This window comes from Bosea vestrisii, assembly GCF_030144325.1.
Taxonomy (GTDB): domain Bacteria; phylum Pseudomonadota; class Alphaproteobacteria; order Rhizobiales; family Beijerinckiaceae; genus Allobosea; species Allobosea vestrisii_A.
On sequence record NZ_CP126307.1, the window covers coordinates 5,158,859 to 5,172,672 of the forward strand.

Below are 13,814 nucleotides of genomic sequence, written 5' to 3' on the forward strand. Positions count from 1 at the left end.
CCGCCCATGCCTGCCCAGAAAGGCAAGGACCTGTTGCTCAAGGCCGCCGATGCCGGCGGCGGCTTCGTCACCGTGGCCGGCCTGCGCGCCCGCCAGATCGCCTTCAATGCCGAGGCGGTCGACATCACCCATGCCGAGTCGGCCGGGCGTTGGCGCGAGCTGTTGGCTGGGGCCGGCATGCGCCGCGCCAGCATCAGTGGCGCCGGCATCTTCAAGGACGAGGCGTCCGACGCGCTGGTCCGCCAGATCTTCTTCGACGGCGCGATCCGCGACTGGCAGGTGATCGTGCCCGATTTCGGCACGATCACCGGGCCGTTCCAGCTCTCGACGCTCGAATATCGCGGCGACCATGCCGCCGAGGTCACTTTCGAGCTCTCGCTGGAATCGGCGGGCCAGCTCACCTTCACGCTCGCTTGAGGGAGGCCACATGGTCAATCGCTACAGGGGCGAGATCGCCCTGATGGTCGAGGGGCGGGCATTGCCGATGCGGCTCACCCTCGGTGCGCTCGCCGAGCTTGAGGACGCCTTCTCGGTCGAGAATCTACCGGCCTTGGGCGAGCGCTTCGCCGCCGGCCGGCTTTCGGCCCGCGATATCGCACGCATCCTGGCGGCCGGGCTACGCGGCGCCGGCAGCGCGCTGGCCACGGATGAGGTTGCGGCGCTGCCTTTCGACGGCGGGCTCAACGGTGCCATCGCTGCTGCGATCGCCTTGCTCGATGCGACCTTCGCCCCGGCCGGTGAGGCCTCGGAAGCTCGCCCTCCGATGCCGCCGGCGGCCTAGGTGCGCCGGCGGCGGTCCCTTTTCCCTGGCGCGAGGTGATGGCCTTCGGGCTCGGGCGCCTGTGCTGGCCGCCGGACGCCTTCTGGGCTGCGAGCCCGCGCGAAATCTTCGCCGCGATCGAGGCCCATCGGCCGTCTCAAACAGTCGAAGCACCCTCGCGTTCGACTTTGGGTGCGCTGATGCAGGCTCATCCGGATCTCGTTTCCTGTGATTATGACGATTGGAAAGGCCGCATCGATGGCTGACGACGAGTCTTCCCCTTCCTTCGATTTCGGCGGTCTTCGCACGCTGAACACGCTGACCCAGAGCCTGACCAAGGCGTCGCAGGCTTTCGGCAAGTCGATCACTACGGCCTTCGCCAGCGGTATCGTCGAGGGCAAGCGCTTCGAGGACGTGCTGCGCGGCATCGGCACCTCGCTGAGCCAGAGCCTGCTGAAATCGGCATTGAAGCCGCTGCAGAGCGCCATCTCGAGCTGGCTCGGCTCCGGCATCAGCGGCCTGGCCGGCCTCCTCTCCGGTGGCAAGGGCGGGGGCGGTGGCCTTCCGGTATCGCCCTTCGCCGATGGCGGCGTCGTTGCTGCGCCCTCCTATTTTGCCATGGGCCGCGGCCTCGGGCTGATGGGCGAACGCGGTGCGGAGGCGATCATGCCGCTGTCGCGTGGTCCGGACGGCAAGCTCGGCGTGCGGGCCGGCGGTGGCGAGCGGCGTCCGTTCAGCGTCACCGTCCAGGTCTCGACGCCCGACGCCGACAGTTTCCGCCGCTCCGAGGCCCAGGTCTCGGCCGCGATTGCCCGCGCCGTGGCGCGCGGTAGCCGGGCGCTTTGATGAGAGGCCGCAGCCCCATGAGATCGAAGGGAGTGCCGGCATGAGCGGATTTCATGAGGTACGCTTCCCGGCCGGGATCACACGCGGTGCCCGCGGCGGGCCGGAACGGCTGACGCAGGTGGTGACGCTGGCCTCGGGCCGTGAGGTCCGCAACAGCCGCTGGGCGCATTCACGGCGGCGTTACGATGCCGGTTTCGGCATCCGCACTCTCGATGCGCTCGCCGAGGTCGTCGCCTTCTTCGAAGAGCGCCGCGGCCGACTCTACGGCTTCCGCTGGCGCGACCAACTCGACTGGAAGAGCTGTGCCCCGTCGGCGACGCCTGCGGCGAGTGATCAGCAGATCGGCGTCGGCGACGGGGCGACGCGGGTTTTCCAGCTCTGCAAGCTCTATGGCGGCCTGCACGCGCCTTATGTCCGCCGCATCGTCAAGCCGGTGGCAGGAACGGTGCTGATCGCAGTCGACGGTGTCGTGCGGGCTCAGCCGATAGTCGTATCCTGTGATCACGCCAGCGGCGTGGTCACTTTCGCTGTCGGCCATGCTCCGCCGGCTGGCGTCATCGTCAGCGCAGGGTTCGCCTTCGACGTTCCTGTGCGCTTCGACACCGATGCGATCGAGGTCGACCTCTCGGCCTTCGAAGCCGGCGACATTCCCAAGATCCCGATCGTCGAGATCGCCGACTGAGGCTTGCCATGCGGACACTTTCCCCGGCGCTCGCCGCGCATGTCGCCGGCGAGGCGACCACGCTTTGCCGGTGCTGGAGCCTGACCCGACGCGACGGCGCGGTGCTCGGCTTCACCGACCATGACCGCGATCTTTCGTTCGACAGCACCCTGTTCCGCGCGAATGCGGGCCTGGAGGCGGCCGAAGCCGGCTCCGAACTCGGCTTCGCGACCAGCGGCGGCGAGGTGCTCGGAGCCTTGGCGGCGAGCGGGCTCAACGAACAGGATTTGTCGCGCGGGCTCTACGACGATGCCCGGGTCGCGCTCTGGCTGGTCAACTGGGCCGATTCCAGCCAGCGCACCTTGCTGGAGACGGGCTTCGTCGGCGAGGTGAAGCGCAGCGACATGAATTTCACCGCCGAGGTCCGGGGTCTCGGCAAGGCCTTCGACGAGGAGCGCGGCAGGCTCTACACCGCGAGTTGCTCGGCCGACCTTGGCGATGTCCGTTGCGGGGTCATGCCGGGCTCGTCAGCGGCAACAGTCGCTGCAACGGATGGGCGGCTCTCGCTCACTGCGCCGGCACTTTCGGGTTATGCCGACGGCTACTTCGGCGGGGGCCGGCTGGTCTTTAGCGCGGGGAGCAACACCGGCTTTGCCACCGAGATCCGCAGCCACCGCGACGACGGCGGCGCGGTCGTCTTGCAACTCTGGCAGGCTGCGCCGCAGCCGATCGTCGTCGGCGACGTCTTCACGGCCCAGGCCGGCTGCGACAAGCGCTTCACCACCTGTCGCAACAAATTCGGCAACGGCGTCAACTTCCGCGGCTTTCCGCATCTGCCCGGGAACGACTTCATCATCGGCGGCGCCGGTGCGGATGATCCCGGCGCGGGTCCGTTCGACGGCGGGAGTCTGTTCCTATGACGGGGGCCGATACGACACGGGAGCGCATCGTCGCGGCTGCGCGCGGCTGGCTCGGGACGCCCTATCACCATCAGGCGTCGCTGCGCGCGATAGGCTGCGACTGCCTCGGTCTGGTGCGTGGTATCTGGCGCGAGCTCTATGATGGCGAACCCGAGCCGACACCCCCTATTCGCCGTACTGGGCGCAGCAGGGAACGGGCGAGACACTGGTCCTGGCGGCGGAGCGTCATCTGCGGCCTCTCGATATCGAGGCTGCACAGCCCGGCGACGTCCTGCTTTTCCGCTGGCGCCAGCATCTGCCTGCCGCGCATTGCGCCATCCTGACCGAACCCGCCCGCATCCTGCACGCCCATGACGGCGCGGCGGTCAGTGAGGTTGCCTTCACCGGCTGGTGGCGCCGCCATCTCAGCCATGCCTTCGCCTTTCCGGAGCTCGATCGCTGATGGCCACACTCGTCCTGCAGGTCGCCGGTTCGGTGCTCGGAGCGGCCGTCGGTGGACCGATCGGTGCCATGATCGGCCGCTCGCTCGGCGCCATCGCCGGTGCGAGCCTCGACCAGGGCCTGTTCGGCGGCGGCGGTGGCACACGCATTGTCGAGGGGCCGCGTCTGAAGGAGATCGACGGCCTCGCCTCGACCGAGGGCGCGCCGATCCCGCGGGTCTACGGCCGGGCGAGGCTCGGCGGCCAACTGGTCTGGGCGACGCGCTTCGAGGAGGAGGTGACGACCACGGTCACCCGGACCAAGAGCGGCGGCAAGGGCGGCCAGAAGGCGCAGAAGACCTACGAGACCACCTACAGCTACTATGCCAATCTCGCGATTGCGATCTGCGAGGGGCCGATCGCCTTCGTGCGCCGGATTTGGGCCGACGGGCGCGAGATCGACTTCAACACCGTGTCGCTGCGTATCCATCGCGGCTTCGAGAATCAGGAGGCCGATCCGCTGGTGGCCGCCAAGGAGGCGGGCGCGGCGCCGGCCTACCGCGGCACGGCCTATGTCGTGTTCGAGCGCTTTCCGCTCGCCGGCTACGGCAACCGCGTGCCGCAGTTTTCGTTCGAGGTGGTGCGCGCCGTGCCGGGTCTCGGCGAGATGATCCGCGCCGTGACGCTGATTCCCGGCGCGAGCGAGTTCATCTACCAGCCCACCCTGGTCAACCAGGAGCCCGAAGCCGGTGTCACCATCGCCGAGAACCGGCACCAGCTGCACAGCGCCACCGATATCGACGGCGCGATCATGCATCTGCTGGCACTCTGTCCTTATCTGCGGCGCATCTCCCTCGTCGTCAGCTGGTTCGGCGATGACCTGCGCGCCGGTTCCTGCACCATCGCTCCGCGCGTTGAGGTCGTCGACAAGAACACACCGGACGCGCCATGGTCGGTGGCGGGCCTCAACCGGTTGACTGCCCGGATCGTTAGCCAATCGAATGGCAGGCCTGCCTATGGCGGCACGCCCTCGGACGACAGCGTGGTCGCGTTGATCCGGCGGCTGCGCTACGTCTATGGGCTCGAGGTGGTGCTTTATCCGTTCGTGATGATGGACGTGCCGGCCGGCAACGCACTGACTGATCCGAACACCGGCAACGCCTACCAGCCGCCTTATCCGTGGCGCGGCCGTATCACCTGTTCGCCCGCTGCGGGCCGGCCAGGTTCGCCCGACGGTACGGCGACGGCTTCAAGCCAGGTCGCGAGCTTCCTCGGCTCCGCAACCGCGGCCGACTTCTCGCTGGACGGCGACAGGGTCGTCTGCGCACGGCCCGGCGAGTGGAGCTTCCGCCGCGCCGTGCTGCACGCGGCGATGCTCGCCAAGGCGGCCGGCGGGGTCGAGGGCTTCATCATCGGTTCCGAACTGGTCGGTCTGACGCGGGTGCGGGGGGCTTCCGGCTACTATCCGATGGTCAACGGGTTGGTCGCGCTCGCCGCCGAGGTTCGCGCCATCCTGCCGCCATCAACCAAATTGACCTACGCAGCCGACTGGACCGAATACGGCGCCCATGTTCGCGATGGCGGGCAGGAGGTTCGCTTTCCGCTCGACCCGCTCTGGTCGAGCCCGCATATCGACGCGATCGGCATCGACTACTATGCGCCGCTGTCGGATTGGCGCGATACGCCCGATCATGCCGATATCGGGATCGCGCGGGGCCCTGCCGATGTCGACTATCTGCGCAAGCGCCTGACCTCCGGCGAGGGCTACGATTGGTATTACGCCGACCTCTCTGGTCGCTATGCCCAGGCGCGCTTGCCGATTACGGACGGAGCCTTCGGCAAGCCCTGGGTCTTCCGGCCGAAAGATCTGCCGAACTGGTGGTTGAATTCCCATGTCGAGCGCGTCGCTGGCGCGCAGATCGGTGCAACCGGCTGGTCGCCGGGTTCCAAGCCGATCTGGCTGACCGAGATCGGCCTGCCCGCCGTGGACAAGGGCGGCAACTCGCCGAATATCTTTCCCGATCCGAAATCGATCGATGGCGGCTACCCGCATTTCTCGACGAGAGCGCGCGACGACCTCGTCCAGGCGCGTGGGCTGGAGGCGATCCTGTCCGGCTTCGACCCGGCACTCCCCGGTTTCGAGCCGCAGCGCAACCCGGTCGCACCTTCATATGGCCTGCGTATGGTCGATCCGGCCAACGCCTTCGTCTGGACCTGGGATGCCCGGCCATTCCCGGCTTTTCCCGACCTGACCTCGGTCTGGGCGGACGGGACGAACTACGATACCGGCCACTGGGTCAACGGCCGGCTCGAAGGCGTGACGCTCGACCGGTTGGTGCGCGCCATCCTGGCCGATTACGGCCTGTCGGCGCCGGACGAGCTCGCCATCGATGGCTTCGTCGACGGCTATGTCCTCGATCGGCCGATCTCCGCGCGACAGGCGCTCGAACCGCTCGCCCAGGCCTTCGGCTTCGATGCCCTCATGTCCTCCGGCAAGCTCGCCTTCCGCGGCCGCGCCGCGACCATCGCCCGCGCCTTGTCGGCAGATGACTTCGTGCTCGATCGCGATGGCCAGCCCTTCGAGCTGCGCCGCGCGCAGGAGAGCGAACTGCCACGCGAACTGCGCCTGGTCCATATCGACGGCAACGATGATTATCGTCAGGTGACCGCCCGCTCGCGGCGCCTTGCGGGGGCTGCGCGCCGGGAAAACGCCGTCGAGCTCCCAGTGGTCACGCGCCGTGCCGAGGGGCAGCGCCTCGCCGATCAGCGGTTGCAGGAGATCTGGGCGGGACGCGAGACGCTTGAACTGGAACTGTCGCCGCGCTGTGTCGATCTTGAAGCGGGCGATGTGATCTCGCTCGATGTTGCCGACCGGCCTCGCCTGTTCAGGCTGACGCGGATCAGCGACGGCCCGACCCGGCGCGCCAGTGCGCGCGCGGTCGAGCCCGCCATCTACCGCGGTGCGGCAGCAGGTGCGGCGGAGGGCGGGCGGCCTCCTAAAGTCACTCCGCGGATCGCAGGGCGGCCGGACGCCCTGATCCTCGACCTTCCAATCGTGCGCGAGGTGCCGCCGCCGCTGCAGTCGCTCGCGGCCTTCGCCGATCCCTGGCCTGGTGCACTGGCGATCTGGCGCGCTGCCGAGGGCATGCCGTTCGCATTGATGGGCGTCGTCGCAGCGCCGTCGATCATGGGCGAGACCTTGACCGAGCTCGTGCCCGGACCGCTTTGGCGGACCGATCGGCATGCCTCGGTCGAGGTTCGGCTACGGGGAGGTAGTCTTGCTTCGGTCGCTCCGGAAGCTGCGCTCGCTGGAGACAATGCGCTGGCATTCGTCAATGCTGCGGGGGAGGTCGAGATCGCCACAGCGGCGCGGGTCGAGCTGATCGGCTCGCGGACGTTCAGACTGTCGCAGATGGTGCGTGGGCTTGGCGGTTCGGAGGCCGCTGCGGCGCGAACATTGGCCCCAGGCGCGCGCGTAGTCGTGCTCGATGGCGCGGCGGTCTCGTTGACGACCAGCCTCGACGATATCGGCAGGCATGTCCGCTATCGGATCGGCCCGCCCAATGCCGATGTCGCCGCCGCTTCGATGCGTGAACTCGTCGCGACGGCCGGGACCGCTCCGTTGCGGCCGTTGGCGCCCGTACAGGTCCGGGCTCGGCGTCTGCCATCGGGCATTGCCTTGAACTGGATCCGGCGCAGCCGTTTTGGTGGCGATTCCTGGGAAACGGCCGAGGTGCCGCTCGGCGAGGATATCGAGCGCTATCGGGTGACGATCCGCGAGAGCGGCGCACCCGTCAGGACTGTCGAGGTCGATGCGCCGGCCATGGTCTATGAAGCGGCGCAGGAACTCACCGATTTCGGCAGCCCTCAGGCTACGCTCGACATCGAGCTGGCGCAGCTCAGCGTCGTCGCGGGGCCGGGTCTTCTCCGGCGTGGACTCGTCACGGTGCGCTGAGCTAGCCTCACGCTGATGTTCATGGCGCATTCACGCATACCGGGCTAGCCCATGGCGATGATGCTGCTCGACCCTAACGTCGCGATTTTCGCGTTCGTCATCGCCACTGCTTCGCCGGTGGAGACGGTCGATTCGTCGCCGCCGATCACTTGTCTGTCGGCGCAGGAAACGCGCGAAGCCGTATCGGACGGCAAGGTCATGCAGCCCGTCACGGCATCCCGCCATGCCCGCGAAGCCGCGCCCGGCGAGGTCCTGCGGATCAGGCTCTGCCGCCAGGGCGACGAGTTCGTCTATGTGGTGACGACGATGAAGCGCGACGGCCGCGTCGCCCGGGTGACGCTCGACGGCGCCTCCGGCAAGGTGGCGGATATCCGCTAGTTCCGCTATGCCGCGTTCCTGATCCGCCAATCGGAGAAAAGCCACCGTGCGATTGCTCGTCGTCGAGGACGACAAGGACCTCAACCGCCAGATCGTCAATGCGCTGGAGAACGCCGGCTATGCCGTTGACAAGGCGTTCGACGGAGAGGAGGGGCTCTATCTCGGCGAGACCGAGCCCTATGATGCGGTGATCCTCGATCTCGGCTTGCCCAAGGTCGATGGCGTCGCCGTGCTGCAGGGCTGGCGCCGGGCCGGCAAGACCATGCCGGTGCTGATCCTGACGGCACGCGATCGCTGGAGCGACAAGGTCTCGGGCTTCGACGCCGGCGCCGACGACTATGTCGTCAAGCCTTTCCATATCGAGGAGCTGCTCGCCCGCGTCCGCGCCCTGCTGCGCCGTGCCGCCGGCCACGCCACTGCCGAGCTGATCTGCGGCCCGGTCCGCCTCGACACGCGCGCCAGCCGCGTCGTCGTCGACGGCAACCCGGTCAAGCTGACCTCCCACGAATATCGCCTGCTCGCCTATCTCATGCACCATCAGGGCCGCGTGGTCTCGCGCACCGAGCTGGTCGAGCATCTCTACGATCAGGATTTCGACCGCGATTCCAACACGATCGAGGTCTTCGTCGGCCGCCTGCGCAAGAAGCTCGGCGTCGACGTCATCGAGACCGTGCGCGGCCTCGGCTATATCGCCGCCGCGAGAGCCGGATGAAACCTGAATCCGTCTCTCATCAAAGAGTTAGAGCAGGATCGATGCGAAGAACCGGTTCCCACTTTTTCGCATCCTGCTCTAGAGCCTGAGCAGCGTCATGCCGGTCACGCGGCAGCGCTTCTCGCTCGGCGCCCGGCTTTTCATCTCGGCTGCGATCTGCTGCGCGCTGGTGCTGATTCTTGCCGGCTTCGGCCTCACCACCTTCTACCGGCGCGCGGCCGAGCGCGGCTTCGACGAACGTCTCAGCGTCTATATCAAGGAGCTGGTCGCCGATCTTGCGGCCCCGCCCGAGGCCGAGCGCCAGGCGATCGGCGACCTCGGCGAGCCGCGCTTCGATCTGCCGCTCTCCGGTTGGTACTGGCAGATCATCCGGCTCGACGGCGAGCGTCCGACGATACGGACCTCGCGCTCCCTCGTCGGCGGGCAATTGCCAAAGCTGCTCGACCAGAATTTGCAGCCGAATGCTCGTGGCTTGCGCGAGAGCTATGTCTCCGGACCGGATGAACGGCGTCTGCGCGTGCTTGAGCGCGAGATCGATGTCGGCGAGGACGGTCGTTTCACCGTCGGTGTCGCGGCCCCGGCCGACGAGATCGAGGGCGATATCCGCGATTTCCGCTTTGCCCTGACGCTGACCTTCCTGTTCCTCGGCCTCGCTCTGGTTGCCTCGACCATCGTCCAGGTCCGCTTTGGCCTGCGCCCGCTGGGCGCGCTTGCGCGCGGCGGTCGGAACGGTGCGTACCGGCGAGAGCACGCGCATCGCCGGGCGCTATCCGCCCGATCTCGCCCCACTCGCCGGCGAGCTCAACCAATTGATCGACGCCAACCGTGAAATCTTGGAGCGCGCCCGGACCCAGGTCGGCAATCTCGCCCATGCGCTCAAGACGCCGCTCAGCGTGATGCAGAACGAGGCCGAGGCCGGGCAGGGCGCTTTATCCCAGACCATTCGGCATCAGACCGCGATCATGCGCGACCAGGTTCAGTATTATCTCGATCGGGCTCGGGCTGCCGCTTTGTCCGGCGCTCTCGGCGGTGTCTCCGAGATCGCGCCTTCGCTGGACGCGTTGATCCGGACCTTCGAGAAGATCGCGCAGGGCAGGGCGATCGAGGGCAGCCACACCGTTCCTGTCGGCGTCCGTTTCCGCGGCGAGAAGCAGGATTTCGAGGAAATGCTCGGCAACCTGCTCGACAACGCCTTCAAATGGGCTCGCACCGACGTGCAGGTCAGCCTGGCGCCTGAAGCCCAGGCGCCAGAAGGGCGGCTCGTCCTGCTGATCGACGATGACGGGCCGGGGCTCCCCGATGAGGCGATGGCCGAAGTCCTCAAGCGCGGCCGCAGGCTCGACGAGACGACGCCGGGATCGGGTCTCGGCCTGTCGATCGTCGTCGACCTCGCCAAGCTCTATGGCGGCGGCCTCTCGCTAGAGCGCTCGCCGCTTGGCGGCCTCAGGGCCCGCCTTGTCCTGCCGGCTGTCTGACGTCGCATTGCCCGCGTGACCCTTTGTCGCCATCTTCGGACATGAACCGGCACCTTCGAACGGTTATGAACGGCGAATGCTGATCTGGATCATCTTCGCGGCCATGACGGGCGCAGCGGTCATGGCGGTGCTCTGGCCGCTCGGCCGCCGAGCGCCGGCGCTCACCGCCGATACGGCCGGAGCGACCGCGCTCTACCGCGCCCAGCTCGCAGAGATTGATCGCGATCTCGCTCGAAAGCTGATCGGCGCTGCCGAGGTCGAGGCGGCCAAGACCGAGGCGGCGCGCCGGCTTCTGCGCGAGACGGCAACTGAATCGATGCCGGCCGGCGAGAGTGAGCCGGCACTGCGGCGACGCCGCGCGGCGTCCGCGATCGCGCTCTCCTGTGTGCCCTTGCTAGCGCTGTTGATTTACGGCGCCTACGGCTCGCCGACCGTCCCGGACCAGCCGCTCGCGGCACGGATGAAGGCAAATCCGGGGCAGGATTTCGAGCTGGCGCTGGCACGGATCGAGTCCCATCTCGCCGCCAACCCCACTGATGGCAAAGGCTGGAGCGTGCTCGCGCCGGTCTATCTGCGTCAGGGGCGTTTTGACGACGCTGCAAAGGCCTTCGCCAACGCGATCCGCTATGATGGCGCGACAAGCGAGCGGCAGGGCGGCCAGGCCGAGGCGCATATGCTTGCTGCCGGCGGCGTAGTCACGGCCGCGGCGCGTGCAAGCCTTGCCGAGGCGCTGAAGCTCGATCCGGCCAATCCGCGTGCCCGGTTCTTCATGGCGATCGCGCAGGAGCAGGATGGGCAGATGCCGGCTGCGATCGCGGCGCTCAAGGCCCTGCTCGCCGATGCGCCGACCGACGCGCCCTGGACGCCTACGGTGCGTGCACGCCTCGAGGAATTGGAACGTTCTTCTGCTCCGGCCGATGCGCTCGCCAGCCTGCCCGAGGCCGAGCGTATGACGGCGATCCGCGGCATGGTCGACGGCCTTGCCGCGCGACTCGCCGAGGGCGGCGGCAGTCTTGCCGACTGGTCACGCCTGATCCGCTCGCAAGCCGTCCTTGGCGAACGCGAGGCCGCGCAGAAGTCGTTGTCCACTGCCCGCGAGCGTCTTGTGGCCGATCAGGCGGCAGCGTCTGCCCTTGATGGCCTGCGCAGCGAGCTCGGCCTGCAGGAGTTGGCGCGATGACCGCCCAGGTCGGTATCCCCGCCACGCCGCCGCGCAAGCGCTTGACACGCAAGCAGCGCCGTCTCGTGGTTATCGCCTCGGTCGGTGTCGTGCTTGGCCTCGCAGCCGGGCTGGTCGCCTACGCGCTCCGGGATTCGATCGTCTTCTTTTACGGCCCGACCGAGATCGTCGAGAAGGGTCTCACCCCCGGCACACGCCTGCGCCTAGGGGGCCTGGTCGAGACAGGGTCGGTCGAGCGCGGCTCCAATCAGCGCGTCAGCTTCGCCGTCACCGACGGGAAGACCAGGACCATGGTCAGCTACACCGGCTTGCTGCCGGATCTCTTCCGCGAGGGGCAGGGTGTGGTCACCGAAGGTGTGCTCGAAGCGCCCGGGCGCTTCCGCGCCGATTCCGTCCTCGCCAAGCATGACGAGACCTATATGCCGCGCGAAGTCGCCGATGCATTGAAAAAGCAGGGCCATTGGCAGCCCGGCGAAACCAAGGCTGGCGCGCCCGCAGCGCCGGCCACGAAATAGGGCTGCGCCTTTGTTCGTTGAGATCGGTCATTTTGCGTTGGCGTTGGCGCTGGGCGTCGCGGTCGTCCAGACGATCGTGCCGCTTTGGGGCGTGACCAGGAACGATCCGGCTTTGGCCTCGGTCGGCCCGGCGGCGGCGATCGCCTGCTTCCTCCTTGTCGCGCTCTCCTTCGGCTGCCTGATGGCGTCCTATGTGGCTTCCGACTTTTCGGTCGAGAACGTCGCCGCCAATTCGCATTCGACGCAGCCGCTGATCTACAAGCTGACCGCGGTCTGGGGGAACCATGAGGGCTCGATGCTGCTCTGGGTTCTCATCCTCGTGCTGTTCGGTGCGCTGGTCGCATTGTCGCGCCGCTCGCTGCCGGTGAAGCTGCGGGCCGGCACCCTCGCTGCCCAAGGCAGCGTCAGTGTCGCCTTCCTCGCCTTCACGCTGCTGACCTCGAACCCGTTCCGGCGCCTCGTCCCGGCGCCGGGCGAGGGGCAGGACCTCAACCCGATCCTGCAGGATCTCGGCCTCGCGATCCATCCGCCGCTGCTCTATGTCGGCTATGTCGGCTTCTCGATTACCTATGCCTTCGCCGTCGCGGCATTGATCGAAGGAAAGATCGATGCGGTCTGGGCGCGCGCCGTCCGGCCCTGGACCTTGCTGGCCTGGACCTTCCTGACGCTTGGTATCGCGATGGGCTCCTACTGGGCCTATTACGAGCTCGGCTGGGGCGGCTGGTGGTTCTGGGACCCGGTCGAGAACGCTTCGCTGATGCCCTGGCTCGCCGGTACGGCGCTGATCCACTCGACCGTGGTGATGGAGAAGCGCGACGCGCTCAAGGTCTGGACGATCCTGCTCGCCATCCTGACCTTCTCGCTCTCGCTGCTCGGCACCTTCATCGTCCGCTCGGGCGTTTTGACCTCGGTGCACTCCTTCGCCAGCGACCCGCAGCGCGGCCTGTTCATCCTCGGCATCCTGATCGCCTTCATCGGCGGCTCGCTGGCGCTGTTCGCCTGGCGCGCGCCACTGCTGAAGCAGGGCGGCCTGTTCGCGCCGGTGTCACGGGAGAGCGCGCTCGTCGTCAACAACCTCTTCCTGGCGACGGCCTGCGCAACCGTCTTCATCGGCACGCTCTATCCGCTCGTGCTGGAAATGGTGACCGGCGACAAGATCTCGGTCGGCCCACCCTTCTTCAACGCCACTTTCGTGCCGCTGCTGGTGCCGCTCTTGCTGCTGCTGCCGATCGGCCAGACTCTGGCCTGGAAGCGCGGCGACCTGCTCGGCGCCGCCCAGCGCGCACAGGTCGCGTTCGGCGTCGGCGTGATCACGACGCTGGCGATCTTCGCCTTCGTCCGTGGCGGGCCGGTGCTGGCGCCACTCGGCATCGGTCTCGGCGTCTTCCTTGTCGTTGGGGCGTTCTGGGAGATTGGCGAGCGCATTGTCGCGCGCGCCAGCGGCGCCTCGGCGATCTGGTCGCGGGCGAAGGGCCTGCCGCGCTCGGCCTGGGGTTCGGCGCTCGGCCATGCCGGCGTCGGCATCAGCGTGATCGGCATCGCCGCTACAGCCTGGGGTACCGAGTCGATCGGCATGCTCAAGGTTGGGGAGAGCCTGACCAGTGGCCGCTACACCGTGACGCTGGAGGCCGTGACGCCGCGCACCGGTCCAAATTACCGCGAGGACGCTGCCCGCTTCCGCATCGTCGCCTATGGCCGCGAGCTGGAGCCGGTCGAGGCGATGAAGCGAATCTACACGGCGCGCGCCATGCCGACTACCGAGGCAGGCATCCGCACTGTGGGGCTCGGGCAGGCCTATATCAGCCTGGGCGAGCTCGACGACAACGGTGCTATAGCGGTCAAGCTGCTCGACAAGCCGCTGATCCTCCTGATCTGGATCGGCGCGCTGGTGATGGCGGCGGGCGGCGGGCTCTCGCTGACCGACCGGCGCTTCCGGTTGGCCGCGCCGCGACGCGTGGCGGCGCCGGCTGCGATGCCGCAACCGGCCGAGTGA

Annotated in this window: 13 protein-coding genes and 2 pseudogenes; all 15 read left to right on the forward strand. The window is 67.9% G+C overall.

Translation table 11 applies throughout. From position 1 onward, the window contains the following. Window positions 1-6: 6 nt before the first annotated feature. The 15 genes and pseudogenes from QO058_RS25335 (at window position 7) to QO058_RS25400 (ending at window position 13,814) form a co-directional block, all read left to right on the forward strand. On the forward strand, window positions 7-417 hold the full coding sequence (locus QO058_RS25335) for a phage major tail protein, TP901-1 family (protein WP_284168975.1): 411 nt from the start codon (window positions 7-9) through the stop codon (window positions 415-417). A gap of 10 nt (window positions 418-427) precedes the next feature. Further along, window positions 428-781 carry a gene transfer agent family protein gene (locus QO058_RS25340; RefSeq protein ID WP_284168976.1) on the forward strand — a complete coding sequence of 118 codons (354 nt, stop codon included), beginning with the start codon at window positions 428-430 and terminating at the stop codon, window positions 779-781. 32 nt (window positions 782-813) lie between these two features. Further along, window positions 814-1,026, forward strand: a pseudogene (locus QO058_RS25345) (phage tail assembly chaperone); the annotation flags it as partial. After that, window positions 1,019-1,606 carry a phage tail tape measure protein gene (locus tag QO058_RS25350; RefSeq protein ID WP_284168977.1) on the forward strand — a complete coding sequence of 196 codons (588 nt, stop codon included), beginning with the start codon at window positions 1,019-1,021 and terminating at the stop codon, window positions 1,604-1,606. The pseudogene QO058_RS25345 and the gene QO058_RS25350, both read left to right, overlap by 8 nt. Window positions 1,607-1,646: 40 nt before the next feature. Then, a complete protein-coding gene (locus tag QO058_RS25355) occupies window positions 1,647-2,288 on the forward strand; it encodes a DUF2460 domain-containing protein (protein WP_284168978.1) in 642 nt (213 codons plus the stop codon). Window positions 2,289-2,296: 8 nt separating this feature from the next. Further along, on the forward strand, window positions 2,297-3,187 hold the full coding sequence (locus QO058_RS25360; RefSeq protein WP_284168979.1) for a DUF2163 domain-containing protein: 891 nt from the start codon (window positions 2,297-2,299) through the stop codon (window positions 3,185-3,187). Further along, window positions 3,184-3,629: pseudogene (locus tag QO058_RS25365) on the forward strand (NlpC/P60 family protein). Before QO058_RS25360 ends, QO058_RS25365 begins: the two are co-directional and overlap by 4 nt. Next, a complete protein-coding gene (locus QO058_RS25370) occupies window positions 3,629-7,561 on the forward strand; it encodes a baseplate multidomain protein megatron (protein WP_284168980.1) in 3,933 nt (1,310 codons plus the stop codon). Before QO058_RS25365 ends, QO058_RS25370 begins: the two are co-directional and overlap by 1 nt. A gap of 51 nt (window positions 7,562-7,612) precedes the next feature. Next, window positions 7,613-7,939 carry a PepSY domain-containing protein gene (locus tag QO058_RS25375; protein ID WP_284168981.1) on the forward strand — a complete coding sequence of 109 codons (327 nt, stop codon included), beginning with the start codon at window positions 7,613-7,615 and terminating at the stop codon, window positions 7,937-7,939. Window positions 7,940-7,985: 46 nt separating this feature from the next. Continuing rightward, window positions 7,986-8,651 (forward strand): response regulator transcription factor, encoded by a 666-nt coding sequence (locus QO058_RS25380; RefSeq protein ID WP_284168982.1) that lies wholly within the window; start codon window positions 7,986-7,988, stop codon window positions 8,649-8,651. A gap of 97 nt (window positions 8,652-8,748) precedes the next feature. Then, window positions 8,749-9,480 (forward strand): hypothetical protein, encoded by a 732-nt coding sequence (locus QO058_RS31240; protein WP_347975517.1) that lies wholly within the window; start codon window positions 8,749-8,751, stop codon window positions 9,478-9,480. Continuing rightward, window positions 9,383-10,126 carry an ATP-binding protein gene (locus QO058_RS31245; RefSeq protein WP_347975518.1) on the forward strand — a complete coding sequence of 248 codons (744 nt, stop codon included), beginning with the start codon at window positions 9,383-9,385 and terminating at the stop codon, window positions 10,124-10,126. The genes QO058_RS31240 and QO058_RS31245 overlap by 98 nt, the downstream gene beginning before the upstream one ends. A gap of 76 nt (window positions 10,127-10,202) precedes the next feature. Then, entirely contained in the window at window positions 10,203-11,306 is a 1,104-nt protein-coding gene (gene ccmI, locus QO058_RS25390) for a c-type cytochrome biogenesis protein CcmI (protein ID WP_284168983.1), read from the forward strand. Between the two features lie 41 nt (window positions 11,307-11,347). Further along, complete coding sequence (ccmE, locus tag QO058_RS25395) at window positions 11,348-11,821, forward strand: cytochrome c maturation protein CcmE (protein ID WP_284173021.1); 474 nt, start codon at window positions 11,348-11,350, stop codon at window positions 11,819-11,821. 10 nt (window positions 11,822-11,831) lie between these two features. Further along, a complete protein-coding gene (locus tag QO058_RS25400) occupies window positions 11,832-13,814 on the forward strand; it encodes a heme lyase CcmF/NrfE family subunit (protein WP_284168984.1) in 1,983 nt (660 codons plus the stop codon).

Coding starts and splice junctions, on each gene's coding strand:
- QO058_RS25335 (WP_284168975.1), top strand. CDS start 7: ATGCCTGCCCAGAAAGGCAAGGACCTGTTGCTCAAGGCCGCCGATGCC.
- QO058_RS25340 (WP_284168976.1), top strand. CDS start 428: ATGGTCAATCGCTACAGGGGCGAGATCGCCCTGATGGTCGAGGGGCGG.
- QO058_RS25350 (WP_284168977.1), top strand. CDS start 1,019: ATGGCTGACGACGAGTCTTCCCCTTCCTTCGATTTCGGCGGTCTTCGC.
- QO058_RS25355 (WP_284168978.1), top strand. CDS start 1,647: ATGAGCGGATTTCATGAGGTACGCTTCCCGGCCGGGATCACACGCGGT.
- QO058_RS25360 (WP_284168979.1), top strand. CDS start 2,297: ATGCGGACACTTTCCCCGGCGCTCGCCGCGCATGTCGCCGGCGAGGCG.
- QO058_RS25370 (WP_284168980.1), top strand. CDS start 3,629: ATGGCCACACTCGTCCTGCAGGTCGCCGGTTCGGTGCTCGGAGCGGCC.
- QO058_RS25375 (WP_284168981.1), top strand. CDS start 7,613: ATGGCGATGATGCTGCTCGACCCTAACGTCGCGATTTTCGCGTTCGTC.
- QO058_RS31240 (WP_347975517.1), top strand. CDS start 8,749: ATGCCGGTCACGCGGCAGCGCTTCTCGCTCGGCGCCCGGCTTTTCATC.
- ccmI (WP_284168983.1), top strand. CDS start 10,203: ATGCTGATCTGGATCATCTTCGCGGCCATGACGGGCGCAGCGGTCATG.